Source organism: Pseudomonas paracarnis, assembly GCF_904063055.1.
GTDB classification, from domain to species: Bacteria; Pseudomonadota; Gammaproteobacteria; order Pseudomonadales; family Pseudomonadaceae; genus Aquipseudomonas; species Aquipseudomonas paracarnis.
In genome coordinates this window covers 175,841-200,581 of the sequence record NZ_CAJFCN010000010.1, presented here as the reverse complement: position 1 = coordinate 200,581, position 24,741 = coordinate 175,841, and the positions used below count along the sequence as shown (strand labels likewise).

18 protein-coding genes and 1 rRNA gene are annotated in these 24,741 nt (G+C 61.4%); 12 read left to right on the top strand and 7 right to left on the bottom strand.

The window, feature by feature from the left end; translation table 11 throughout:
• The 7 genes from rrf to JMV15_RS21105 all read left to right on the top strand — a co-directional run.
• Positions 1-110: ribosomal RNA gene (gene rrf / locus JMV15_RS21135) — 5S ribosomal RNA — on the top strand; the annotation flags it as partial.
• A 159-nt stretch (positions 111-269) separates the two neighbouring features.
• Entirely contained in the window at positions 270-3,722 is a 3,453-nt protein-coding gene (gene recC, locus JMV15_RS21130; protein ID WP_020302528.1) for an exodeoxyribonuclease V subunit gamma, read from the top strand.
• Positions 3,719-7,390 (top strand): exodeoxyribonuclease V subunit beta, encoded by a 3,672-nt coding sequence (gene recB / locus JMV15_RS21125; RefSeq protein WP_038451487.1) that lies wholly within the window; start codon positions 3,719-3,721, stop codon positions 7,388-7,390. The genes recC and recB overlap by 4 nt, the downstream gene beginning before the upstream one ends.
• Positions 7,387-9,456 carry an exodeoxyribonuclease V subunit alpha gene (recD, locus tag JMV15_RS21120; protein WP_038451484.1) on the top strand — a complete coding sequence of 690 codons (2,070 nt, stop codon included), beginning with the start codon at positions 7,387-7,389 and terminating at the stop codon, positions 9,454-9,456. The genes recB and recD overlap by 4 nt, the downstream gene beginning before the upstream one ends.
• 142 nt (positions 9,457-9,598) lie before the next feature.
• Positions 9,599-10,165, top strand: a complete 567-nt coding sequence (locus JMV15_RS21115) for a YfiR family protein (protein WP_014719921.1) — start codon at positions 9,599-9,601, stop codon at positions 10,163-10,165.
• The gene (locus JMV15_RS21110; RefSeq protein ID WP_014719920.1) at positions 10,162-11,424 is read left to right on the top strand and encodes a diguanylate cyclase domain-containing protein; all 1,263 of its coding nucleotides are present in this window, start codon (positions 10,162-10,164) and stop codon (positions 11,422-11,424) included. Before JMV15_RS21115 ends, JMV15_RS21110 begins: the two co-directional genes overlap by 4 nt.
• Before the next feature lie 5 nt (positions 11,425-11,429).
• Positions 11,430-11,918: an OmpA family protein gene (locus tag JMV15_RS21105; protein WP_014719919.1), complete on the top strand. Its 489-nt coding sequence runs from the start codon at positions 11,430-11,432 to the stop codon at positions 11,916-11,918.
• 127 nt (positions 11,919-12,045) lie between these two features.
• Here JMV15_RS21105 and JMV15_RS21100 read toward each other — a convergent pair whose 3' ends face one another.
• Positions 12,046-12,993 carry a LysR family transcriptional regulator gene (locus tag JMV15_RS21100; RefSeq protein ID WP_014719918.1) on the bottom strand — a complete coding sequence of 316 codons (948 nt, stop codon included), beginning with the start codon at positions 12,991-12,993 and terminating at the stop codon, positions 12,046-12,048.
• Between the two features lie 133 nt (positions 12,994-13,126).
• On the opposite strand from JMV15_RS21100, the gene JMV15_RS21095 reads away from it, so the two are divergent.
• Together JMV15_RS21095 and mmsB are read left to right on the top strand one after the other, a co-directional pair.
• Positions 13,127-14,644: a CoA-acylating methylmalonate-semialdehyde dehydrogenase gene (locus tag JMV15_RS21095; protein ID WP_014719917.1), complete on the top strand. Its 1,518-nt coding sequence runs from the start codon at positions 13,127-13,129 to the stop codon at positions 14,642-14,644.
• A 15-nt stretch (positions 14,645-14,659) separates the two neighbouring features.
• Positions 14,660-15,547 carry a 3-hydroxyisobutyrate dehydrogenase gene (mmsB, locus tag JMV15_RS21090; RefSeq protein WP_014719916.1) on the top strand — a complete coding sequence of 296 codons (888 nt, stop codon included), beginning with the start codon at positions 14,660-14,662 and terminating at the stop codon, positions 15,545-15,547.
• Between the two features lie 47 nt (positions 15,548-15,594).
• Here the strand turns inward: mmsB and JMV15_RS21085 are convergent, their stop codons facing one another.
• Positions 15,595-15,939, bottom strand: coding sequence for a cupin domain-containing protein (locus JMV15_RS21085; RefSeq protein WP_019817873.1), 345 nt, complete (start codon positions 15,937-15,939; stop codon positions 15,595-15,597).
• A gap of 364 nt (positions 15,940-16,303) precedes the next feature.
• Here JMV15_RS21085 and kynB point away from each other — a divergent pair, with 364 nt between their 5' ends.
• Both kynB and kynA read left to right on the top strand, forming a co-directional pair.
• A complete protein-coding gene (gene kynB / locus JMV15_RS21080) occupies positions 16,304-16,954 on the top strand; it encodes an arylformamidase (RefSeq protein ID WP_014719915.1) in 651 nt (216 codons plus the stop codon).
• Entirely contained in the window at positions 16,951-17,808 is an 858-nt protein-coding gene (gene kynA, locus JMV15_RS21075) for a tryptophan 2,3-dioxygenase (protein WP_014719914.1), read from the top strand. Before kynB ends, kynA begins: the two co-directional genes overlap by 4 nt.
• Before the next feature lie 160 nt (positions 17,809-17,968).
• Here the strand turns inward: kynA and JMV15_RS21070 are convergent, their stop codons facing one another.
• From JMV15_RS21070 to antA, 4 genes are all read right to left on the bottom strand, one after another.
• Positions 17,969-19,369: an amino acid permease gene (locus JMV15_RS21070; RefSeq protein ID WP_014719913.1), complete on the bottom strand. Its 1,401-nt coding sequence runs from the start codon at positions 19,367-19,369 to the stop codon at positions 17,969-17,971.
• 71 nt (positions 19,370-19,440) lie between these two features.
• On the bottom strand, positions 19,441-20,448 hold the full coding sequence (antC, locus tag JMV15_RS21065) for an anthranilate 1,2-dioxygenase electron transfer component AntC (protein ID WP_014719912.1): 1,008 nt from the start codon (positions 20,446-20,448) through the stop codon (positions 19,441-19,443).
• Positions 20,449-20,523: 75 nt separating this feature from the next.
• The gene (gene antB, locus JMV15_RS21060; protein ID WP_014719911.1) at positions 20,524-21,015 is read right to left on the bottom strand and encodes an anthranilate 1,2-dioxygenase small subunit; all 492 of its coding nucleotides are present in this window, start codon (positions 21,013-21,015) and stop codon (positions 20,524-20,526) included.
• Positions 21,015-22,406: an anthranilate 1,2-dioxygenase large subunit gene (gene antA / locus JMV15_RS21055; protein ID WP_014719910.1), complete on the bottom strand. Its 1,392-nt coding sequence runs from the start codon at positions 22,404-22,406 to the stop codon at positions 21,015-21,017. The genes antB and antA overlap by 1 nt, the downstream gene beginning before the upstream one ends.
• 311 nt (positions 22,407-22,717) lie before the next feature.
• Between antA and JMV15_RS21050 the strand changes: the two genes are divergently transcribed.
• Entirely contained in the window at positions 22,718-23,710 is a 993-nt protein-coding gene (locus JMV15_RS21050) for an AraC family transcriptional regulator (RefSeq protein WP_014719909.1), read from the top strand.
• Between the two features lie 133 nt (positions 23,711-23,843).
• Here JMV15_RS21050 and JMV15_RS21045 read toward each other — a convergent pair whose 3' ends face one another.
• Positions 23,844-24,719, bottom strand: coding sequence for a LysR family transcriptional regulator (locus JMV15_RS21045; protein ID WP_014719908.1), 876 nt, complete (start codon positions 24,717-24,719; stop codon positions 23,844-23,846).
• Between the last annotated feature and the right edge of the window lie 22 nt (positions 24,720-24,741).

Sequence of the window (24,741 nt, the reverse complement as noted above, 5' to 3'; positions counted from 1 at the left end):
GACCATAGAGCATTGGAACCACCTGATCCCATCCCGAACTCAGCAGTGAAACGATGCATCGCCGATGGTAGTGTGGGGTTTCCCCATGTGAGAGTAGGTCATCGTCAAGATTAAATTCCGAAACCCCAATTGCGAAAGCAGTTGGGGTTTTGTTTTGCGCGCTCGAAAAGTGTCCGCCTTGTCCCCGCACGCCTGTCAGGCTGTGCCCGCCCCGTGCGCCACAGTGCTAAAGTCCACCCCTCGATTTTGCTTTTCCCAAGGAAGCCGTTATGCCGGACGCGACGTCCCTCAGCCCTGGATTCATGGTGGTTCACGGCAACCGCCTGGACGAACTGCGCAGCCTGGTGGTCAGTTGGATGCGCCGTTACCCACTGGCGCCTTTGGAAAACGAAATCGCCCTGGTACAAAGTAACGGCATCGCCCAGTGGCTGAAGCTGGCCTTGGCTGAAGATCCGCAAGAAGATGATATGGGCGGCTGTGGCATTGCCGCAGCCATCGACGTACAACTGCCTGGCAGCTTTATGTGGCAGCTCTATCGCATGGTCCTGGGCCGCGACGAAATCCCGCCCAAGTCCCTGCTTGATAAAGCCCCGCTGACCTGGCGCCTCATGCGTCTGTTACCCGAGCTGATCGACCAACCGCACTTCGAACCTCTGCAACGCTTCCTGACGCAAGACACCGACCTGCGCAAACGCTACCAACTCGCCGAGCGCCTGGCTGACCTCTTCGACCAATACCAAGTCTACCGTGCCGACTGGTTGGAAGATTGGGCCGCAGGTCGGCACCAACTGCGCAATGGTCGAGGTGAGTCCAAACCGCTCAACCCAGCCAACTGCTGGCAAGCCGAGCTGTGGCGCGCGCTGCTGCTGGATGTGGGTGAAGCAGGCATGGCCGAAAGTCGGGCCGGTGTACATCAGCGTTTCATCGAGCGCATCAACAGCCTTGAACAAGCACCGCCCGGCTTGCCTCCCCGGGTGATCGTCTTCGGCATCTCATCGCTGCCGGCCCAGGCGCTGGAAGCCTTGGCGGGTCTGGCCCGTTTCAGCCAGGTCCTGCTCTGCGTGCATAACCCCTGCCGCCATCATTGGTCGGACATCGTCGCTGACAAGGACTTGCTGCGTAACGAATACAAACGCCAGGCGCGCAAAGCGGGCATGCCCGTCACTATCGACCCACAAACTTTGCACCAGCACGCCCATCCGCTGCTCGCTGCCTGGGGCAAGCAGGGCCGTGATTACATCAGTCTGCTGGACAGCTACGATGATCCCAACAGCTACCGCGCCGCATTTCGCGACGGTCGTATCGACCTGTTCAGCGACAGCGAACCCACCACGCTGCTCAACCAACTCCAGGACGATATCCTTGAACTGCGCCCGTTGAATGAAACCCGTGAACGGTGGCCCGCTGTCGACTTGCAACGCGATACTTCGATCCGTTTCCATATCGCCCACAGCGCCCAGCGCGAAGTAGAAATCCTCCACGACCAATTACTTCATCGCTTCAGCGCCGACCCCACCTTGCGCCCTCGGGATATCATCGTCATGGTCCCCGACGTCGACAGCTACGCACCGCATATTCGCGCGGTCTTCGGCCAGCTCGAACGCCATGACCCACGCTTTATCCCCTTCACCCTCACAGACCAAGGTCAACGTGGCCGCGACCCGCTGTTGATTGCTGTGGAGCACCTGCTCAAACTCCCCGACAGCCGCTTCCCCGTCAGCGAAATCCTCGATCTGCTCGACGTCCCGGCCCTGCGCGAACGCTTCGCCATCAAAGAGCGTGACCTGCCCACCTTGCATCGCTGGATCGAAGGGGCCGGCATCCGCTGGGGCCTGAATGCCGAGCAACGCGCCGGTTTGGGTCTGCCCGCGGAACTGGAGCAGAACAGCTGGCGATTCGGCCTGCGCCGTATGCTGCTGGGCTATGCCGTCGGCACCGGCACGGCCTGCGACGGTATTGAACCTTATGACGAAATCGGTGGCCTCGATGCGGCCTTGATCGGCCCGCTGGTCGGCTTGCTCGACGCCTTGCACGATGCCCATCAAGCGCTATCGGAACCCGCCGCGCCACAGGCCTGGGGCGAGCGTCTACAACGGTTGATGCAGCTGTTTTTCCTGCCCAGCAGCGAGCACGATGACTACCTGCTGGGCCAGCTCGAACAGCTAAGAGAAACCTGGCTGGAAACCTGCGAATCCGTCGGCTTGCAAGACGAGTTACCCCTTACGGTAGTACGTGAGGCATGGCTTGCCGGATTGGATCAGGGGCGCCTGTCCCAGCGCTTCCTGGCGGGAGCGGTCAATTTCTGTACGCTCATGCCCATGCGTGCGATCCCGTTCAAGCTGGTCTGCCTGCTCGGCATGAACGACGGCGATTACCCGCGGGCCCAGCCACCCCTGGATTTTGACCTGATGGGCAGCGATTACCGCCCCGGCGACCGTTCTCGCCGTGAAGACGACCGCTACTTACTGCTCGAAGCGCTGCTGTCAGCCCGTGACCAGCTGTATATCAGCTGGGTAGGCCGCAGCATCCGTGACAACAGTGATCGCCCGGCCTCGGTACTGATCGGCCAACTGCGCGACCACTTGGCCAGCGGCTGGCAGCACGCCAACAATGATCAGCCGCTGCTCGACGCAATGACCCAAGAGCACCCGCTGCAACCCTTCAGCGCACGCTACTTCCACGAAGGCGATTCGCTGTTCAGCTATGCCCGCGAATGGCAATTGCTGCATCAGGCACCGGCGGTCATCACCCAAGAGCAAGGCTTGACCCCTCACCAACAGGAAGAACCCCTGAGCCTTGGCCAGTTACAGGACTTCCTGCGCAATCCGGTCAAACACTTCTTCAGCCAGCGCCTGAAAGTATTCTTCGAAGCCGCTGAAGTGCCCCTGGCTGATGAAGAACCCTTCGTGCTGGACGCATTGCAACGCTACAGCTTAAGCGACAGCCTGCTGAACGCGGCACTCACCCAACCCGACCAACTCGATCAGGCGCTCAACGCCCAGGCCCTGCGCCTGCAAGGCAGCGGCCTGCTGCCGATGGTCGGTTTCGGTGAATGCCTGCGTAACGAGTTGATCGAGCCGTTGCCGGACCTGGTGCAACGCTATCAACACCTTCTAGCGCTGTGGCCCACCCCGCATACTGGCGCTGAACCGATCAGCTTTGCGTACCAAGGTATCCAGCTGGAAGGTTGGATCAGCGGTCTGCACCGACGCAGTGATGGCGGACTGTTAAGCGTCACCACCATCCCCAACAGTATTGGCTCGATCAAGACACGCAAGTGGCACCGCCTCATCCGCCCTTGGGTCAATCACGTGGTGGCCTGCGCCTGTGGCCTGCCCTTGAGCACCGGCCTGGTAGCCAGTGACGACACCTTGTTGTTGGCCCCACTGGACAAGGCCGGCGCCGAGGACATCCTCGGTAACCTGCTGTTGGCCTGGCACACGGGAATGAGCGCGCCGCTACCGGTCGCGGTGAAAACCGCGTTCGCCTGGCTCGGCCAGACTGACCCCGCCAAGGCCCAAGCGGCAGCGAGCAAAGCCTATGAAGGCGATGGCATCACCACAGACGGCGAACGCCGCGAAACGCCTGCCCTTACGCGGCAATTTCCCGACTACGCGGCCCTGGTCGCCAGTGAAGAGTTCGAAGGCTGGTGCGAAACCCTGTATCGCCCGCTGATCAACGCCCCCTGGCGATCGCTTTCCAGCACGGAGGCTGACGCATGATCGGCAAACCCTTGGCCCTGGCGTTCCCGCTCAAAGGCAGCCAGTTGATTGAAGCCAGTGCCGGCACCGGCAAGACCTTCACCATCTCCGCCTTGTACCTGCGCTTGGTGCTCGGCCACGGCGGCGGTGAGTCCGGTTTCGGCCGCGAACTGCTGCCACCGCAAATCCTCGTGGTGACGTTCACCGACGCCGCCACCAAGGAGCTGCGTGAACGCATCCGCATCCGCCTGGCCGAAGCCGCGCGCTTTTTCCGTGACGAAATCGAGCAGCCTGATGCGCTGATTGCCGACCTGCGTGAGCAATATGAACCGCAGCAATGGCCCGCCTGCGCTAACCGGCTGGACATCGCCGCCCAATGGATGGATGAAGCCGCCGTCTCGACGATCCACAGTTGGTGCCAGCGCATGCTGCGCGAACATGCGTTCGACAGCGGCAGCCTGTTCACCCAGACCCTGGAAACTGACCATAGCGACCTGCTGGGCGAAGTGCTGCGCGACTACTGGCGATTGTTCTGCTACCCAATGCACGACGATGCCCTCAACTGGGTGCGCAACCATTGGGGCGGCCCCGCGGCGCTGATGCCACGGGTGCGTGCGTTGTTCGGCAGCGAGCGGCCCACCGACGAAACCCGCGAGCCAGCCGAACTGATCACCGCCTGCCTGCAAGAACGTCGTGCCGCGCTGGTTGCTCTCAAGGCACCCTGGCAACAATGGGCCGCCGAGCTGCGGGATATCTGCCTGCAAGCCGTGGCCGCCAAGGCGGTCGATGGGCGCAAGATGCAAGCGCGCTACTTCGAGCCCTGGTTCGAAAAGATCAGCGCCTGGGCCGCTGACGAAACCCTGGAACAACTGGACATCGGCACCGGCTTCACCCGCCTGACGCCTGACGGCATGGCCGAAGCGTGGAAAGGCGAGCCGCCGCAGCACCCTGGCATCGAGGCCATGACCAGCCTCAAAGCCAGCCTCGACGCCTTGCCAACGCCCGACGCGGCGGTGCTGCAACACGCTGCCGGCTGGGTCGGCAAACGCTTCGAGGAAGAGAAACGTCGCCGCGCCGAGATGGGGTTTGACGACATGCTGATCCGCCTCAACGCCGCCCTCCAGGCAGACGGTGGCGAGCGCCTGGCCAGCGTGATCCGCGAGCAATTCCCGGTGGCCCTGATCGATGAATTCCAGGACACCGACCCGGTGCAATACAGCATCTTCGACAGCATCTACCGCATCGAAGAAAACCACCTCGACAGCGGCCTGTTCCTGATCGGCGACCCCAAGCAGGCGATCTACGCCTTTCGCGGCGCCGACATCTACACCTACCTGCGCGCCCGGCAATCCACCACCGGCCGTCATCACACCCTGGGCACCAACTTCCGCTCCAGCCATGCGATGGTCGAGGCGGTGAATCACGTGTTCCAGCGTGCGGAAACCGGTCGTGGTGCGTTCCTGTTCCGTGAGCCCAATGGGGATAACCCGGTGCCGTTTCACCCGGTGCTGTCCCAAGGCCGCAGCGAACACCTGCAGGTCGACGGCCAACCAATGCCGGCCATGAACCTTTGGCACCTGCCCACCGACCAGCCGATTTCCAACGTGGTTTACCGTCAACACCTGGCCGCCGCCTGCGCCACGCAAATCGTTGCGCTGCTCAACGGTGGGCAGCAAGGCACGGCGGGCTTTGTAAAAGAGGGTAACCTCAAGGGCGTGTTGCCGTCAGACATCGCCATCCTCGTGCGCGATGGCAAGGAAGCCCAAGCCGTACGGGCGGAACTGGCCCGCCGTGGCGTGCGCAGTGTGTACCTGTCGGATAAAGACTCGGTGTTTGCCGCCCAGGAAGCCCATGACCTGTTGGCCTGGTTGAAGGCTTGCGCCGAACCCGATGTCGAACGCCCGCTGCGTGCCGCCCTGGCCTGCGTCACCCTGAACCTGTCCCTATCGGAGCTGGAGCGTCTGAATCAGGACGAACTGGCATGGGAATCACGGGTGATGCAGTTCCGTGGCTACCGTGCCATCTGGCGTACCCAAGGCGTGTTGCCGATGCTGCGTCGCCTGCTCCACGACTTCAAGCTGCCGCAAACCCTCATCGCCCGCAGTGATGGCGAGCGGGTGCTGACCAACCTGTTGCACCTCAGTGAATTGTTGCAACAGGCCGCCTCGGAACTGGATGGCGAGCAGGCGTTGATCCGTCATTTGGCCGAGCATCTGGCGCTGTCGGGACAGGCCGGTGAAGAGCAGATCCTGCGCCTGGAAAGCGACGAGCAACTGGTCAAAGTGGTGACCATCCACAAATCCAAGGGCCTGGAATACGACCTGGTGTTCTTGCCGTTCATCTGTTCGGCCAAGCCTGTGGACGGCAGTCGCTTGCCGCTGCATTACCACGATGGACAGGGCAAGTCCCACGTCAGCCTGCGACCCACGGCCGAGCTGATCGCCCAAGCCGACGATGAGCGCCTGGCCGAAGACCTGCGTTTGTTCTATGTGGCCTTGACCCGCGCCAAACACGCCTGCTGGCTAGGCATCGCCGACCTCAAGCGCGGCAATAACAGCAGCTCGGTCTTGCACCTGTCGGCGTTGGGCTATTTGCTTGGTGCTGGCGCGTCGTTAGGCGAATCAGCGGGTCTGGCGCGCTGGTTGCTGGACTTGCAGCAAGGCTGCGCGGCCATCGGTTATGACCATGTGCCGGACGCCCAAGACATCCTGTTCCACCCGCCGCGCAATCAAGCGACCCTGCTCGCACCATTGCTGCCTGAACGTAAGGCCACGGAAAACTGGTGGATTGCTTCCTACAGTGCCTTGCGCATTGGCGACAGCATGAGCGCCGCCAGTCTTGAAGCACCGGAAAGCCCCCAGGCCCAGAAACTGTTCGATGACGAACGCCTCGACCCCGATGCGCCACGGGAAGTGGTGGCGTCCGGCGGTGATATTCATCGTTTCCCACGCGGTCCTAATCCAGGCACCTTCCTCCACGGCTTGTTGGAGTGGGCCGGTGAAGAGGGTTTCAACGTGACGCCCGAGGCCATCGAAAAAGCCGTGGGCGCACGTTGTAACCGCCGCAACTGGGAAGGCTGGATCGTCACCCTCAGCGGCTGGCTGGGTCATCTGTTGCAAACGCCGTTGCCGCTGTACAACGACCACGTGACCTTAAGCGGCCTTCAGCAGTACCAGATCGAAATGGAGTTCTGGTTCGCCAGTCACACAGTCGATGTGCTGGCCCTCGACATACTGGTGTGCCAGCACACCCACGGCGGTGTTTCCCGTGTGGCCGCTGAGCCGGTGCTGCTCAACGGCATGTTCAAGGGGTTTATCGACCTGACGTTCGAACACGATGGCCGCTACTACGTGGCGGACTACAAATCCAATTGGCTCGGCCCCGACGATTCGGCCTACACCCAGCAAGCCATGGAGCACTCGATTCTTGAGCATCGGTACGACCTGCAATACGTACTTTACCTGCTGGCCCTGCACCGCCAGCTCAAGGCGCGCCTGCCTGATTATGACTACGACCAGCACGTCGGCGGCGCCCTGTACCTGTTTCTGCGTGGCACCCAGTCGGTGAGCCAGGGGGCGTATTTTACCCGGCCGCCCCGCGAGCTGATCGAAAGTCTGGATCTGCTGTTCCAGGGCAAGCCTATCCCGCCCAAGGTCGAGCCCGTCTGGGAACAAGGAGTGTTGCTATGAGCCTGTCGCCGTTACCGCTAGAGGAGCTGGCACCGCTGAGTCGCGCCACCGACCTGGTGCAGTTGCTTGAGCGTTGGGTCGAGCGTGGCTGGTTGCGGGCCCTGGACAAAGCCTTCGTCGGCTTCCTGCATGAGCTTGACGCCCAGGCCGACCCCTTGGTCTTGTTGGCGGCCGCCTTGACCAGCCATCAACTGGGCCATGGTCACGTCTGCCTTGACCTGTTCGAAACCCTCAAGGCGCCGGACTTCGCCCTGTCATTGCCGCCCGAAGGCGACCTGCACACTGGCGCCATGCTGCTGCCGTCGCAATTGCTGCACGACCTGGACGGTGCCCATTGGTGCCATGCCCTGGCGTGCAGCCCATTGGTAGCGCTGGCGGTCGATGGCAGCGACGCGGCCCAGAGTCGTCCGTTGGTGTTGTCTGGCAAGCGCCTGTACCTGCGCCGCTACTGGACCTACGAGCGACGTATCGACCGCGCCCTGCGCCTGCGCCTTGCGAACGTGGAGCCCGCAGCTGCCGATTTGCCACAACGCCTCAACCGCCTGTTCGACCAACCGGCGCCCGACGGTGTAATTGACTGGCAAAAGCTTGCCTGTGCCCTGGCAACCCGCGGCGCCTTCAGTATCGTCACCGGCGGCCCCGGCACCGGCAAGACCACCACCGTGGTGCGCCTGCTCGCGTTGTTGCAGGCACCCGCTGTGGAGTCCGGCAGCCCGTTGCGTATTCGCCTGGCTGCGCCCACCGGTAAAGCCGCTGCGCGCCTGACCGAATCCATCAGCCAGCAAGTGCTGTCACTGACAGTGCCCGACGACGTGCGGGAAAAAATCCCGACCCAGGTCACCACGGTTCATCGCCTGTTGGGCAGCCGTCCGGGCACCCGCCACTTCCGGCATCACTTGGGTAATCCATTGCCGCTGGACGTGCTGGTGGTGGATGAAGCCTCGATGATTGACCTGGAAATGATGGCCAACCTGCTCGATGCCTTGCCGCCCCATGCGCGTCTGGTATTGCTGGGCGACAAGGACCAGTTGGCGTCGGTGGAGGCCGGTGCGGTACTCGGCGATTTGTGCCGTGACGCCGAAGCCGGCTGGTACAGCCCGCAGACTCTGCAATGGCTGCAAGCGGTCAGCGGCGAAGACCTCAGTGCCAGCGGCCTGCAAGAAGACCTCGATGCCCGTCATCCCCTGGCCCAGCAGGTGGTGATGCTGCGCTATTCGCGTCGTTTCGGCGAAGGCAGCGGCATCGGCCAGCTGGCGCGCTGGGTCAACCAGCAAAATGCCGAAGAGGCACGTCAGTTGCTGGCCGCGCGCCGTCATGACGACCTGTTTTGCCTAAGCCTCAAGGGCGAGCATGACCACGGCCTTGAGCGCTTGGTGCTGGACGGGCAGGGCGACGGCGCCCAGGGTTATCGCTACTACCTGAACCTGCTGCAATCGGCACGTCCACCTCTGGATACGCCGCGCGATGACCCGGCCTGGACCTATTGGGCGCAACAATTGTTGCAAGCCTTTGATGCGTTCCAATTGCTCTGTGCCGTGCGCAAAGGGCCCTGGGGGGTTGAAGGGCTGAACCAGCGCATCACCGCGGCCCTGCGCAAAGTCCGCCTGATCGAAGGCGACGAGCAGTGGTACGAGGGCCGTCCGGTCTTGATGACCCGTAACGACTATGGCTTGGGCCTGATGAACGGGGACATCGGCATCGCGCTGAAACTGCCCGAAAGCGATGGCGGCCCCCACGTGCTACGCGTGGCCTTCCCACGTAACGATGGCCAGGGTGGCGTACGTTTCGTGCTGCCCAGCCGCTTGAATGATGTCGAAACCGTGTATGCGATGACCGTACACAAATCCCAGGGCTCGGAGTTCATCCATACGGCGCTGATCCTGCCGGATGCTTTGAACCCGGTGCTGACCAAAGAACTGATCTATACCGGTATTACCCGCGCCAAGCGCTGGTTCAGCTTGATCGAGCCCCGGGGTGGCGTGTTTGAAGAGGCGGTACGGCGCAAGGTCAAGCGTTTGAGCGGGTTGATGCTGGAGTTGGACGCCGCACCGGAAAAAACTGACTGATAGGTCATGAAATATTTCTGATTCAGATGTCTGATTTTTCTGAAAAAATAGTAGGCCCCGTGCCAGCCATGCTGCGCGGGGGTTCCCGCCGCTGTGCTATCGTTGCGGCATCACCCTGGAAAATACCTGAGAGAAGTGCTGCATGAACGTGGCTGTCTCGCCCACAGAGCGCAGTTTGAGCTGGAGACGCATGTTGCGGGTGGCGGTTCTGTGCCTGCTCGCGCCGCAGGTATGGGCGCAGACGCCCAGCCTCGCCGAGCAGCGCGCCCAGGCGGTCACCCAGGTCGTGCTGGGTATTCTCAGCTACGCGCGGTGGCCGGTGGAGCCTGCGCAATTGCGGCTGTGCATTGTCGGGCCGACTCAGTACACCGATGACCTGGTCAAAGGCACTACCCAGGCCACCGGTCGTCCGGTGCGGGTGCGGCGCCTGCTGGTCGATCATCCGGATATCGTCAATGCCTGCGACGCCATCTACATCGGCAAAATCACGCCTGACGAACGCAACCGCCTGTTTACTTCGTTGATTGGCCACCCTGTGCTCAGCATCAGCGAAGGGGGCGACCAATGCACGGTGGGCAGCCTGTTCTGCCTGCGGGTCAGCGATGAGCAGGTGTCATTCGAGGTCAATCTGGATTCCGTCGCCCGCAGCGGCGTGCGTATCCATCCCAGTGTGTTGCAGTTGTCTCGCCGTCGAGCGCCTGGCTCATGAGCCGCGATAAAGTGCGGCCGACCCTGCGTTCGGTGATTGCCCGCGGGCATATGATCCTGGCGCTGGTAGCTGTGACCCTGGCCAGTGTTTCCCTGACCCTGCTCGGCGTGCTGGCCCTGCGGGTTTACGCCGAGCACAACCTGCACCTGATCGCCCGCTCCATCAACTACACCGTGGAAGCGGCCGTGGTGTTCAACGATAGCGCGGCGGCCACCGAAGCCCTGAGCCTGATTGCCTCCACCGAAGAAGTGGCCCAGGCAGAAGTATTTGATATCAACGGCAAGCTGCTGGCGCGCTGGGTTCGCCCGGAAACCGGCATGTTGTCACGGGTCGAGCTGCAAATAGCGCACGCCCTGCTCGAACAGCCCATCAGCCAGCCGATTCTGCGCCAGGGGCAAACTGTCGGCAGCATCCACCTGGTCGGCCACGGTGGCAGCCTGTTGCGCTTTTTGCTCAGCGGTCTGGTCGGGATTTTGATCTGCACAGCGCTCAGCGCCTGGGTGGCATTGCACCTGTCGCGGCGTCTATTGAATGGCATCACCGTGCCATTGCAACGCTTGGCCGCCGTCGCCCACGCCGCCCGCAGCGAACGAGACTTCGACCGCCGCGTACCCTCGGCGCAGATCGCCGAGCTCGACAGCCTGGGCAGCGACTTCAATGCCCTGCTCGGTGAGATGGAGGCTTGGCAAAGCCACCTGCAAAGCGAAAACGAAACCCTGGCCCACCAGGCCAGCCACGACAGCCTCACCGGCCTGCCCAACCGCGCGTTCTTCGAAGGCCGGCTGATCCGCGCCTTGCGCAGCGCCGCCAAGGTCAACGAGCGGGTGGCGGTGTTGTTCCTCGACAGCGACCGCTTCAAAGACATCAACGACAGCTTCGGTCACGCCGCTGGCGATGCCGTGCTGGTGGCCGTTGCCGACCGCGTGCGGGCGCAACTGCGCGAGGACGACCTGGTGGCGCGCCTGGGCGGTGATGAATTCGCGGTATTACTGGCGCCCCTGCACAAGGCCGAAGACGCCCATCGCATCGCCGACAAAATCATTGCCAGCATGGACATGCCGATCCCCCTGCCAGGTGATACCCAGGTGTCGACCTCCCTCAGCATCGGTATTGCCATTTATCCCGAGCATGGCGCCACTCCCGGCACCTTGCTCAACGCCGCCGACGCGGCGATGTACCAGGCCAAACGATTGTCCTCGGGCGGCCAGCAAACGGCGGAGTCGGAGCATCCCGTCGTCAACGTTCAACACAGGAGTTGATTCCCTTGTTCGCTAACACACGCATTTTATTTGTTTCTTTACTCGTCGCTTTCCTGGCCCTCAGCGGCTGCCAGACGCCACCCAAAGGCCTGACCCCGGCGCAAGTCGCCGTGCTCAAACAACAAGGCTTCGAGCTGACCGATGAAGGCTGGGCCTTCGGCCTGTCCGGCAAAGTGCTGTTTGGCAGTGACGTCGAAACCCTCAACAAACCCAGCACCGACATCGTCGAACGCATCGGCCAGGCCCTGGTAGGCGCGGGTATCGAGCGTGTGCGTGTCGACGGCCACACTGACGCCTCCGGCAAAGAACCCTACAACGTGGCACTGTCCCTGCGCCGCGCCAAAAGCGTGGGCAAGGTGCTGACCCGCGTGGGCATGAAAGAAGAAAACATCCAACTGCGCGGCCTGGGCAGCAGCGAGCCGGTGGCGCCGAATACGACCACAGCAGGCCGCACCGAGAATCGCCGGGTGTCAATTGTAGTAATCGCAGACTAAGCGGGTTCTGCTTCCCCCAGCTGAAATGCATTCAATATGTGGGAGCTGGCTTGCCTGCGATGGCGGTTGATCGGTAGATATAGCTTTTGCTGATGCACCGCTATCGCAGGCAAGCCAGCTCCCACATTCAGTCTGCAAACCTGATCTCCCGCGTCTCCCCCATCAACAACCCCTGATTCTGCTCCGTCACTTCCCGGATGTAATCCCACAACAACGTAATCCGCTTCAACTTCCTCAAATCCTCCCGGCAATACATCCAGAACTGTCGCGTAATCGCGATCTGCTCCCCCAGCACCGGCAACAACCGCGGGTCCTGCGCTGCCAGAAAGCACGGCAATATCGCCATCGACCGGCCTTGCTGCGCCGCCACGTACTGCGCGATCACGCTGGTGCTGCGCAAACTCGCGCTGGCGCCGGGCACGACGTTGGCCAGGTACAGCAGCTCCGAGCTGAACGCCAGGTCATCCACGTAGCTGATAAATGGATGCTCGGCCAAGTCCGCAGGTGTGCGGATCGGCGGGTGTTGGTCGAGGTAGTCCTGGGTGGCGTACAGCTGCAGTTTGTAGTCGCACAGTTTGCAGCACACATACGGTCCGTGTTCCGGGCGTTCCAGGGCGATGACGATGTCGGCTTCGCGCTTGGACAGGCTGATGAAGTGGGGCAGGGGCAGGATGTCCACCGAGATCGCGGGATAAGTGTCGACGAAATGGCTCAGTTGCGGGGTGACGAAAAAGCTGCCGAAGCCTTCGGTGCAACCCATGCGCACATGGCCGGACAGTGCCACACCGGACCCGGACACCTGTTCGCAGGCCATGTGCAGTGTGCTTTCGATGGATTCGGCATAACCCAGCAACCGCTGGCCTTCGCTGGTGAGCACGAAGCCGTTGGTCCGGGATTTTTCGAACAGCAGCGTGCCGAGGGACACTTCCAGTGAACTGATGCGTCGCGACACGGTGGTGTAGTCCACCGCCAGGCGCTTGGCGGCCACGCTGGCCTTGCGGGTGCGCGCCACTTCGAGGAAAAACTTCAGGTCATCCCAGTTCAGGGCGCCCAGTGAGGTGATGTTTTTTTGCATATTGGACCGGCTTTTATGTACGTTCTTATTAGAGATTTGCACATCTATACTCCAAAAACAGTCCGAACGCCTCATTCTTCAAGGCGATTCAACGCCTTGGTTCTCTGCATAACGACAAGATTCTGGAGACCATATGAACGCATCTGCCGATATTTCCGTGCAACAGGTCAAGTTGCTGATCAACGGCGAGTGGGTCGAGTCCAAAACCACCGAGTGGCAAGACATCGTCAACCCGGCCACTCAGCAAGTGCTGGCCAAAGTCCCGTTCGCCACTGCCGATGAAGTCAACGCCGCCATTGACGCTGCCCATCGCGCTTTCCAGACCTGGAAGCTGACACCGATCGGCGCGCGCATGCGCATCATGCTCAAGCTGCAAGCCTTGATCCGCGAACATTCCAAGCGCATTGCTGTAGTCCTCAGCGCCGAGCAGGGCAAAACCATTGCCGATGCCGAGGGCGATATTTTCCGTGGCCTGGAAGTGGTCGAACACGCCTGTTCCATCGGCACCCTGCAAATGGGCGAGTTCGCCGAGAACGTGGCCGGCGGCGTGGATACCTACACCCTGCGCCAGCCTATCGGCGTGTGCGCCGGTATCACCCCGTTCAACTTCCCGGCGATGATTCCGCTGTGGATGTTCCCGATGGCGATTGCCTGCGGTAACACCTTCGTACTCAAGCCTTCCGAGCAAGACCCGTTGTCGACCATGCTCCTGGTGGAGCTGGCGCTGGAAGCCGGCGTACCGGCGGGCGTGCTCAACGTGGTGCACGGCGGCAAGAGCGTGGTGGATGCACTGTGCACCCACAAAGACATCAAGGCGGTGTCCTTCGTCGGCTCGACGGCCGTCGGCACCCATGTCTATGACCTGGCAGGCAAGCACGGCAAACGCGTCCAATCGATGATGGGCGCCAAGAACCACGCGGTGGTGCTGCCGGATGCCAACCGCGAGCACACCCTCAACGCCCTGGTCGGCGCCGGTTTCGGCGCGGCGGGCCAGCGTTGCATGGCCACCTCGGTGGTGGTGCTGGTGGGTGCGGCCAAGCAGTGGCTGCCAGATCTCAAGGCGTTGGCACAAAAGCTCAAGGTCAATGCAGGCAGCGAAGCCGGCACGGATGTCGGCCCGGTGATTTCCAAGCGCGCCAAGGCACGCATCCTTGAACTGATCGAAAGCGGCGTGAAAGAAGGCGCCAAGCTGGAGCTGGATGGCCGCGATATCAAGGTGCCGGGCTTCGAACAAGGTAACTTTGTCGGCCCGACTCTTTTTTCGGGCGTGACCACCGACATGCGCATCTACACCGAGGAAATCTTCGGCCCGGTGCTGGTGGTGCTGGAAGTCGACACCCTCGATCAAGCCATCGCCCTGGTCAACGCCAACCCGTTCGGCAACGGCACAGGTCTGTTCACCCAGAGCGGTGCGGCGGCGCGTAAATTCCAGAGCGAAATCGATGTGGGCCAGGTCGGCATCAACATCCCCATCCCGGTGCCAGTGCCGTTCTTCAGCTTCACCGGCTCCCGCGGTTCCAAGCTCGGCGACCTGGGCCCTTACGGCAAGCAAGTGGTGCAGTTCTACACTCAGACCAAAACCGTCACCAGCCGCTGGTTCGACGATGACACGGTCAACGATGGCGTCAACACCACCATTAACCTGCGCTGAACCTGGGAGACGATCATGAAGATTGCATTTATCGGCCTGGGCAACATGGGTGCGCCCATGGCCCGCAACCTGATCAAGGCTGGGCACGCGCTTAACCTGTTCGACCTGAACCAGGCGGTACTCAAGGAACTCGCCGAACTGGGCGGCACCATCAGCCACTCACCGCGTGATGCGGCCCAAGGTGCCGAACTTGTGATTACCATGCTGCCGGCCGCCGCCCATGTGCGCAGCGTGTGGCTGAATGAAGACGGTGTACTCGCCGGCATCGGCAAAGGCATCCCCGCCGTGGATTGCAGCACCATTGACCCGCAAACCATCCGTGAAGTAGCGGCTGCGGCAGCCAAACAAGGCGTGGACGTGGCCGATGCGCCGGTCTCCGGTGGCACCGGCGGTGCCCAGGCGGGGACGCTGACCTTCATGGTCGGAGCCAACCCGGAATTGTTCGCCACCCTGCAACCGGTGCTGGCGCAGATGGGCCGCAACATCGTGCACTGTGGTGATGTCGGCACGGGGCAAATCGCCAAGATCTGCAACAACCTGCTGCTGGGTATCAGCATGGTCGGCGTCAGTGAAGCCATGGCCCTGGGCGATGCACTTGGCATTGATACACAAGTGCTGGCCGGCATCATCAACAGCTCCACGGGGCGCTGCTGGAGTTCCGATACCTACAATCCTTGGCCAGGCGTGATCGAGACCGCGCCATCATCGCGTGGCTATACCGGTGGTTTTGGTGCCGACCTGATGCTCAAGGATTTAGGCCTGGCCACCGAAGCTGCACGCCAGGTGCACCAGCCGGTGATCCTCGGCGCAGTGGCCCAGCAGCTGTATCAATCGATGAGCCAGCGTGGGGAAGGGGGCAAGGACTTCTCGGCGATCATCAACAGCTATCGCAAACCCAAATAAAAACCTGTGGCGAGGGAGCAAGCTCCCTCGCCACAGGTTTTGCTGGGTCAGGCAAACACAAAATACTTACGCACCGTCTCGACCACTTCCCACGTTCCTTTCATCCCCGGTTCCACCACAAAGATATCCCCAGCCCGCAAGTGGATCGGCTCCATGCCTTCAGGCGTGATCACGCAGTAGCCTTCCTGGAAATGGCAGTATTCCCACTTCACGTATTCCACGTACCACTTGCCCGGTGTGCAGATCCAGGTGCCCATGATCTTGCTGCCGTCTTCGCTGGTGTAGGCGTTGAGGTTGACAGTGTGCGGGTCGCCTTCGAGCTTTTCCCATTTGCAGGCATCCAGGACCGGCAGTGGGTGGGTGTCGCGCAGTACGGTGATGGGCTTGGTCATGATGACTCCGAGGCAGGGAAGGGAAAGCTCAACCCTAAGGCCTCGGGCGTTGCGCCAGTGGTCTGAACTCGACATTGGGATGCCCAGAAGCGCAGTCACCTGAACACCGCAGTCCCCTGTGGGAGCCGGGCTTGCCCGCGATGACGCTGGCACAACAAGCATCTCCATTGCCTGACACTCCGCTATCGCGGGCAAGCCCGGCTCCCACAGGAGGTCTTGGTGTATCTGAGCGACAGATCTGTGCATCAAACCGCTGTTTCCTCGCAGTAACTGCGAAATATTTCCCGTGGCGCGCCAGAATTCGCAAGAAAATTCAGAGCTGGCCCTCGTATCATTCACCCCAGTACCCCGTGAGAGCCTTGCAATGAAACCAATAAAAACGTGGTGGGATATCAGCCCGCCCTTGAGCACGGCCACCCCGACCTGGCCGGGCGATACACCGTTCCAGGAAGAGCGCGTGTGGCAGTTCGGCCCGGAGTGTCCGGTAAATGTGGGGCGCGTCACCCTGTCGCCGCACACCGGTGCCCATGTGGATGCGCCGCTGCATTACAGCGCCGATGGGGCGCCGATTGGCGAGGTATCGCTGGATGTGTACATGGGCCCTTGCCGGGTATTGCATTGCCTGGGCAGCGGCGCGTTGGTTGAGCCCCATCAGTTGCAAGGGCGTTTGGATAACCTGCCCGAGCGCGTGCTGCTGCGTACTTATCCACAAGCGCCACTGACTGAATGGGATTCGAATTTCACTGCCATCGCCCCGCGAACCATTGAGCTGCTCGCCGGCCTGGGTGTGCGTCTGATCGGTATCGATACGCCGTCCCTGGACCCGCAGCAATCCAAGACCATGGATTCGCACAACGCCGTGGCGCGCCATGGCATGGCGATCCTCGAAGGCATCGTGCTCGATGACGTACCGGAGGGCGACTATGAACTGATCGCGCTGCCGCTGCGCTTCGCCAACCTGGACGCGAGCCCCGTGCGCGCCATTCTCCGCCCGCTCAAGGAGCCCACGCGATGAGCCAATGTCCTTTCTCAGCTGATTACCAACCGCCGGAAGAATGGCATAACGCCGAACTGAATTTTTCCGAGTCCATGAGCTATGGCGATTACCTGGACCTGGGCAAAGTCCTCAGCGCCCAGCACCCGCTGTCGCCGGATCACAACGAAATGCTCTTCATCATCCAGCACCAGACCTCGGAGCTGTGGATGAAATTGATGCTGCACGAACTCAAGGCCGCCCGCGAACATGTGCGCCTGGGTGAGCTGCCACCGGCGTTCAAGATGCTGGCGAGGGTGTCGCGGATCTTCGATCAACTGGTGCACGCCTGGGCGGTGCTGGCGACCATGACCCCGTCGGAATACAAGGCGATTCGCCCGTTCCTGGGGCAGTCGTCGGGGTTCCAGTCGTTTCAGTACCGCGAGATCGAATTCATCCTCGGCAACAAAAGCCCGGCGCTGCTGCGGCCCCATGCCCATCGCCCGGAGTTGCTGCAGCAATTGCAGGTGGCGATTGCCACGCCGTCGTTGTATGACGAGGCCGTAAACCTGATGGTCAAGGCGGGGTTGGCGATTGATCCCAAACGCGCCGAGCGCGACCCGACCGCCGCCACGGTGCACGATGACTCGGTGGAAGCTGCCTGGCGCGAGGTATATCGCGACCCGAGCCGTTACTGGGATTTGTATCAGTTGGCCGAGAAGTTTATCGACCTGGAAGATTCGTTCCGCCAATGGCGCTTCCGGCATGTCACCACGGTGGAGCGCATCATCGGCTTTCAGCCGGGTACTGGTGGTACTGAAGGCGTGGGGTACCTGCGCAAGATGCTCGACACGGTACTGTTCCCTGAACTCTGGCGAGTACGTTCCACGCTCTAATAAAAAAGCCCCGGATTACCGGGGCTTTTTTCTAGGTGAAATACAGTCAATTGTGGGAGCTGGCTTGTCGGGTCGCCGCATCGCTGCGATGGCGGTGTATCAGTCGGCTCATCCATTGGCTGACACGCCGCAATCGCGGGCAAGCCCGCTCCCACAGGGGTTACTGCGCCACGGCAACCTTCCCGTTTCTGATCCGAAACCGATAGGCGATGTAGATAATCCCTACCCACACCGGCATCGCATACACCGACTCGCGAATCCCCGGAATCGCCAGCATCACGCCAATGATCATCACCATGAACGCCAGGCACAGGTAGTTGCTGAACGGGAACCAGAAGGTCTTGAACGACGGCGTCACGCCTTGCTCGCCCATGGCCTTGCGGAACTTGATATGGGTCAGGCTGATCAATGCCCAGTTGATCATCAACGAAGCAACCACCAGCGCGAACAGCAACTCCAGTGCACTGTGCGGCGCCACGTAGTTGACCACCACGCACAGCATGGTCACCAGCGCCGAAATCGCCAGGGCCCGCAGCGGCACGCCTTGTTTGTTGAGCTTCATCAGCGCCTTGGGCGCATCCCCTTGTTCGGCCAGGCCGAACAGCATGCGGCTGTTGCAGTACACGCCGCTGTTGTACACCGACAACGCCGCGGTCAGCACCACGAAGTTGAGGATGTGGGCGGCGGTGTCGTTGCCGATCAGCGAGAAAATCTGCACAAACGGGCTGCCGCTGTAGGCATCGCCCGACGCGCTGAGGGTTTGCAGCAGTTGATCCCACGGGTACAGCGACAACAGCACGGTCAGCGCACCGACGTAGAAAATCAGAATGCGGTACACCACCTGGTTGATCGCTTTGGGGATCACCTTGCGTGGTTCGCTGGCTTCGGCGGCGGTGATGCCGACCAGTTCCAGGCCACCGAACGAGAACATGATGAAGGCCATGGACATCAACAGCCCCATGCCGCCATTGGGGAAGAACCCACCGTGGCTCCACAGGTTGCTGACCGAGGCTTGCGGGCCGCCGGTGCCGCTGAACAGCAGGTAGCAGCCGAGCACGATCATGCCGACAATCGCCACCACCTTGATGATCGCAAACCAGAATTCGGCTTCACCGAAGAACTTCACGTTCAGGGTGTTGATCAGGTTCACCGCGACGAAGAACACCAGCGCGCTGACCCAGGTTGGGATCTCCGGCCACCAGAACTGGATGTACTTACCCACCGCCGTCAACTCGGCCATGCCCACCAGCACGTAGAGCACCCAGTAGTTCCAGCCCGCCAGGAAGCCTGCGTAACCGCCCCAGTATTTATGTGCGAAGTGGCTGAAGGAACCGGCCACCGGCTCTTCGACGATCATCTCGCCGAGCTGGCGCATGATCAGGAACGCGATAAACCCGGCCACCGCATAGCCCAGGATCATCGACGGCCCCGCCGACTTGAGTACCCCGGCCGAGCCGAGGAACAAGCCTGTACCAATCGCACCTCCCAAGGCGATCAGCTGAATGTGCCGGTTCTTCAGGCCTCGCTTGAGGCCCACCGGGTTAACCATGTCATCCGCCATTAACATTCCCTTCTACTTGTTTTTCTCAAGGGTGATTGCACGCCGCATCGGCCCCTCAGAACTGCTGAGGGTCAGATATTACTCTGCGTAAACTTTTCGTAATACAGCTGAACGCCATCAAGTGTCTGATCCGCCAGCCATTGTTGGATGGATTCGACCATTGGAGGGGGGCCGCACACGTACATATCCGCCGATCTGTCCCGCAATTCGGCCAGGTCGAAATGTTCGGTCAGGTAGCCGCGTTTGCCCGTCCACTCGGCTGAGGCGTCGCTCAGCACTTCGGTGTAGCGAAAGTTCGGGATTTTCGTCGCGTAGGCTTGGATACGTGCCGCTTCACATAAGTCTTCGGCGCCGCGCACGCCGTAGTACAGGTGCACAGGTTGTGTGCAGCCGTTGACGACCAGCTCATCGAGCATGCCCAACAACGCCGACAACCCGGTGCCGCCCGCCACCAGTACCAGCGGTTGGGTGACGTGCCGCAGATAAAACGCACCCAAGGGCGCCTCCATCAGCATTTCATCACCTACCTGGCAGCGTTCACGCAGGTAGTTGCTCATGACTCCGTCGGGCAGCAGGCGTACCAGGAACTGCAACTGATTACCCGGCCGGTTGGCGAAGGAGTAGGAGCGCCAGCTATCGGTGCCGGGCACTGACAGACGCGCATATTGGCCCGGCAAAAAATCCAGTGGCTGGTCCAGTTGCACCTGCAAGATGGCGGTGCTGGTCGAGACCTGCTGCACCGCGCTCACCGTGCCGCGTACCTGCACGGGCCCGGGGGCGTTGCACAGGCTCGAATCAAAGTCGAAATAAAAGGTGGCGTCGGACTTCACCCGAGTCTGGCAACTGAGCATCTTGCGCTGTTGCAGGTCGAGGCTGGAGAGCGCTTCCTCGTCGACGTAGTCCTGGGTGTACTCACCGGATTCGCAACGCCCCTGGCAGGTGCCGCACACACCTTCGCGGCAATCGAGCGGGATCTTGATGCCGTTGCGCAGGGCCGCGTCCAACAGGATTTCATGGGCGCCCACCGGGAAGAACAGGGTCTTGCCATCGGCAAAGCTGAAGGCCACTTTGTGATTCATTCACATGACTCCGTGGATAGGTATGAGCCCCTTGTAGGCGCGAGCAAGCTCGCTCCTACAAGGGATGCGGCACCATTACAGGTGATAGAAATCCAGCACCGAATTGATGGTGTCGTTGAGCAGCAAGGCGTGCTTGCGCATGATCAGCCAGCTGTCGCCCGCAGGCTTGAGGCGGTACGTGGCATGCCCATAGAACTGCTCGGACGTGGCGAGGCGATAGAAGAGCGTGTGCCAGTTCAAACGCACCTCCAACGTGTCGTCGGCCTGCTCGGCAATGCGTACGTTATTGATCAGGTGCAAGGTGCGCGGCATCGGCGTGGCAGAGGCGGCTTTGCCGGTGCGCAGGCGGAACACACGGTCCTCCAGGCCCGAGCGGTTGGCGTAGTAGATCAACGACATCTCGCGCTTGGGGTCTTGGGTGTAGACGTGTTCGGAATCCCATTGCGGCAGGTGAAACTCACTCTGCGGGTCGAACAACTGCACGTAGGCATCCCAGTCCTGGGCGTCGCACAGTTCGGATTTGCGGTAGAAAAACTGCTCGATCTGGTACTGCAATTGCGCATTCATCACTTCACCTCCCGCAGTGTCAGCGCTTGTCGCTCCAGGCCCTGGAGCAGGAACTGCTGCCAGTTGCGATGCTGGTTGACGTACAAACCTTCGTGGGTGAACTCGGTGCCGGTCATGGCTGGTTGGATGCCAATGGCTTCGCTGTTGGGCGTCGGCCCAGTCTCCCAGCGATGGCTGCCTCGTGAGATATCGCTCCAGCGCTCCAGGCGGCCCTGGAAACCGCGCTGGGCTTCGCGAAACTCCACCAGGTCATCGGGCGTGCCCATGCCCGAAACGTTGAAGAAGTCCTCGAACTGGCGAATCCGGTTTTCGCGGTCGGCGTCGGACTCACCCTTGACCCCCAGGCACTGGCTGATGATCTCGGTCTTGTTCCAGGCCACCGGGCGGATGATGCGCAACTGCGAGCTGATCTGGTCGAGAAAGAACAGGCTGGGGTAGATATTCAGGTTGCGCAGGCGGTGCATCATCCACTCGGCCTTCTGCTGGCCGTGTTCTTCTACCAGACGCGGCATGATGGTGGCGTAGCCGGAGCGTACGCTGGGGTTGGGCATGTCGCTGAACAACACGCTGTGGCCATTGTTGAAGGCGAACCAGCCGTCGTCGGTATTTGCGTCGCCGGCGCCGAGCTTGCTGTAGTCCAGCGTCGTGCTGGAACCTGCGCCGTTCTCGGTGTTGACCTGCTGGCGATGCTGCACGGTGGCCACGTAGTTGTAGTGCACGGTGCTGACGTGATAACCGTCCAGGCCGTTTTCGTTTTGCAGCTTCCAGTTGCCGTCATAGGTGTAGGCGGACTTGCCCGGCAGCACCTCCAACTCTCCGGTGGCCGATTGCGCCACCATCATGTCGAAGAACACTTTGGCGTCGCCGAGGAAATCTTCCAGGCTGTCGGTGCCGTTCACGTCCAGGCTGATAAACACAAAGCCCTTGTAGCTGTCGATGCGCGCTTTTTTCAGGCCGCGGGTGGCCTTGTCGAAACCTTCCGGGTATTCCCCCGGCGCCTTGACCTTCACCAGTCGGCCATCGCTCTTGTAGCACCAGGCGTGGAACGGGCAGGTGAAGGTGGATTGATTGCCCTTGCCCACGCGGGTGAGGGTAGTGCCGCGATGCTGGCAGGCATTGATCAGCGCGTTGAGCCGGCCTTCGCCGTCGCGGGTGATGATCATCGGCTGGCGCCCGGCGCGCATCGTCACGAAGTCGTGGTTATGGGCCAGTTCGCTTTCGTGGCAGGCGTAGATCCAGTTCTTCTCGAAGATCAGTTCCATCTCCAGGTCGAACAGCTCGGGCTCGGTGAACATGTCGCGGGCGATGCGGAACACTTCATCCGCCGGGCGAAAGTCCAGGCAACTTTCGATAAAGGATTTCCACTGCTCGACGGTTCTTGCACCACTCATGGGAGGCACCTTTTGATCATGGCTAAACGGTGAGCCATTAAGCGGCTGCGATGCGGTGGCGGGCTATCCGCTTAATGGGGGAACGCAGGCCGCAAAGTTGGGCAGCAAATACCCATGGCGGTGCGCGCAGGTGACGGCATGCGCTACTGTGATGGTGGGCGATGGTCGTAAACCCCTGGGATTTATCCACATAGTCGACCGTTACTATCCACCCAGTGGTCACGCTGCTGGCGTGGCCTGGAACTTGCTGTCGAGGTTCAACGACGCGCCGCCAGAGCGCGCAAATGCCTAACCGCCGTGGGTGCACCCTGATGAGTAGCCAGACACGCGATATTCATATTCAACGCTTCGACCTGGAAGGCGCGCGCAGCTGGATGTCCGGCATCTGCGGGCCCCATCGCCTGGCGACGGCCACCCCCGAGCGCCTGCGCTTTCACCACAGCGCCAACGTGTTCAAGTCCCGCGCCACCACCCTGGGCGTGATCGAATACGGTACCGATGTGACCATCGACATCGAAGACGCCGAGCACTTTCGCAGCTACAGCTTGAGCCTGCCGCTGGTGGGCGAGCAGGAGCTGAGCAAGAACGGTGAGCGCCTCAGTTCCAACCGCGACCAGGGCGTGATCATTTCGCCCAACGAGCATCAGGTGCTGGCGATTTCCGGTGACTGTCGCAAGTTGCAGGTGGTGATCACACGGGCGGCGATGAGCGAGTCACTGGAAGGCTTGCTGCAACGGCCCATCGATGCACCGCTGCGGTTTGAGTCGGTGATGGATGCTGTGGACGGCGCCCCGGCTTCGTGGTGGCGCATGGCGCGATACTTCATCGCCGAACTGGAATGCAGCAGTGAGTTATACGAGCAGGCGGCGTTTACCCGTGACCTGGAAAGCTCGCTGATCAAGGGGCTGATCCTGGCCCAACCGAATAACTACTCTGAAGAGTTGCGCGAGGTGTTGGGGGTAAAACTGCCGCACTACTTGATCCGTGCGCGGCAATTCATCCATGACAACGCCCGTGAAGTGCTGCACCTGGAAGACCTGGAAGCGGCGGCGGGCGTGTCGCGGTTCAAACTGTTCGATGCGTTTCGCAAGTACTTCGCACTGTCGCCCATGGCGTATCTGAAGAAGCATCGGCTGGGGGCGGTGCGCCAGGAAATACTGGAGCAGGGCTCAATGCGCACTATTTCTGAAATCGCCCTGGGCTGGGGGTTTACGCACCTGGGGCGGTTTTCGGCGGAATACCGCAAGCTGTTCGATGAGTCGCCCAGCCAGACATTGCAACGCAAGCGCCTGCGCATTACTTGAACTCGGGTGAGGATCAACAGGTGGGAGCTGGCTTGCCTGCGATAGCGGCCGGCCGATCAACACGATGCCAACTGATCCGCCGCCATCGCAGGCAAGCCAGCTCCCACATGGAGTATGGGGTGCCTGGAGGATCTCAGATCAACTCCTCAACCAGTTGCAGGCAATGAGTCAGCCCCGGCGACCGGTCATTCACCCGCCGGCTGAGGATGATCGGCGAACTCGCCGTCGCCTCCACCACCGGCGTATAGCCAATATCCGCCCGATGCAGCACCTGCACCGACGCCGGCACCAGCGTCACGCCCATACCGGCGCCCACCAGGCCGATAGCGGTCTGCAATTCGTTGGTCCACTGCGCCACCTTCACGCTCAAGCCATGGGCGTCGAACAGCGCGATCACATGGTCGGCATAACTGGGGCGCGGGTTGCCGGGGTAGAGCACGAAGGGTTCGCCGGCCAACTGGGCGAGAGTGGCCGGAGCGCCCAGCAACGGGTGACCGCTGGGCAGTACGGCCACCAGGCGGTCTTCCACCAGTACGCGCTGGACAATGGCCGGGTCATCGATATGAATCCGCCCGAAGCCCACGTCAATGCGGCCAGCCTTGAGCGCTTCGACCTGCTGCAAGGTGGTCATCTCCGACAAACCCAGCTCCAGCTCCAGGGCGTCGTGGGTGCGCAGGCGCCGAATCAGCTCCGGCAGCACGCCATACAAGGTCGACGGCGCGAAGCCGATACCCAGCCAGGTTTTCTCGCCTTGGCCGATGCGCCGAGTGGTGTCGCAGACCTTGTCCAGTTGTTCGAGCAGTACATTGGCGTGCTCATAGAAAAAACGCCCGGCTTCGGTCAGGCGCAAAGGCCGACTGCGCTCCAGCAGCACCACCCCCAGTTCATCCTCCAGCTGCTGGATCTGCCGGCTCAAGGGCGGCTGGGCGATGTGCAGGCGTTCGGCAGCCCGGGTGAAGTTAAGGGTTTCGCCCAGCACCTGGAAATAGCGCAAGTGACGCAGTTCCATATCGACTCCTTTCATACCTTGA

Bases quoted from the DNA above. Each gene is read 5' to 3' on its own strand.
- JMV15_RS21095 (WP_014719917.1), top strand. From the start codon at position 13,127: ATGAACGCATCTGCCGATATTTCCGTGCAACAGGTCAAGTTGCTGATC.
- kynB (WP_014719915.1), top strand. From the start codon at position 16,304: ATGAAACCAATAAAAACGTGGTGGGATATCAGCCCGCCCTTGAGCACG.
- JMV15_RS21045 (WP_014719908.1), bottom strand. From the start codon at position 24,719: ATGGAACTGCGTCACTTGCGCTATTTCCAGGTGCTGGGCGAAACCCTT.
- JMV15_RS21115 (WP_014719921.1), top strand. From the start codon at position 9,599: ATGAACGTGGCTGTCTCGCCCACAGAGCGCAGTTTGAGCTGGAGACGC.
- kynA (WP_014719914.1), top strand. From the start codon at position 16,951: ATGAGCCAATGTCCTTTCTCAGCTGATTACCAACCGCCGGAAGAATGG.
- JMV15_RS21110 (WP_014719920.1), top strand. From the start codon at position 10,162: ATGAGCCGCGATAAAGTGCGGCCGACCCTGCGTTCGGTGATTGCCCGC.
- JMV15_RS21050 (WP_014719909.1), top strand. From the start codon at position 22,718: ATGAGTAGCCAGACACGCGATATTCATATTCAACGCTTCGACCTGGAA.
- recD (WP_038451484.1), top strand. From the start codon at position 7,387: ATGAGCCTGTCGCCGTTACCGCTAGAGGAGCTGGCACCGCTGAGTCGC.
- JMV15_RS21085 (WP_019817873.1), bottom strand. From the start codon at position 15,939: ATGACCAAGCCCATCACCGTACTGCGCGACACCCACCCACTGCCGGTC.
- JMV15_RS21070 (WP_014719913.1), bottom strand. From the start codon at position 19,369: ATGGCGGATGACATGGTTAACCCGGTGGGCCTCAAGCGAGGCCTGAAG.
- antC (WP_014719912.1), bottom strand. From the start codon at position 20,448: ATGAATCACAAAGTGGCCTTCAGCTTTGCCGATGGCAAGACCCTGTTC.
- JMV15_RS21100 (WP_014719918.1), bottom strand. From the start codon at position 12,993: ATGCAAAAAAACATCACCTCACTGGGCGCCCTGAACTGGGATGACCTG.
- recB (WP_038451487.1), top strand. From the start codon at position 3,719: ATGATCGGCAAACCCTTGGCCCTGGCGTTCCCGCTCAAAGGCAGCCAG.
- antA (WP_014719910.1), bottom strand. From the start codon at position 22,406: ATGAGTGGTGCAAGAACCGTCGAGCAGTGGAAATCCTTTATCGAAAGT.
- recC (WP_020302528.1), top strand. From the start codon at position 270: ATGCCGGACGCGACGTCCCTCAGCCCTGGATTCATGGTGGTTCACGGC.
- mmsB (WP_014719916.1), top strand. From the start codon at position 14,660: ATGAAGATTGCATTTATCGGCCTGGGCAACATGGGTGCGCCCATGGCC.
- antB (WP_014719911.1), bottom strand. From the start codon at position 21,015: ATGAATGCGCAATTGCAGTACCAGATCGAGCAGTTTTTCTACCGCAAA.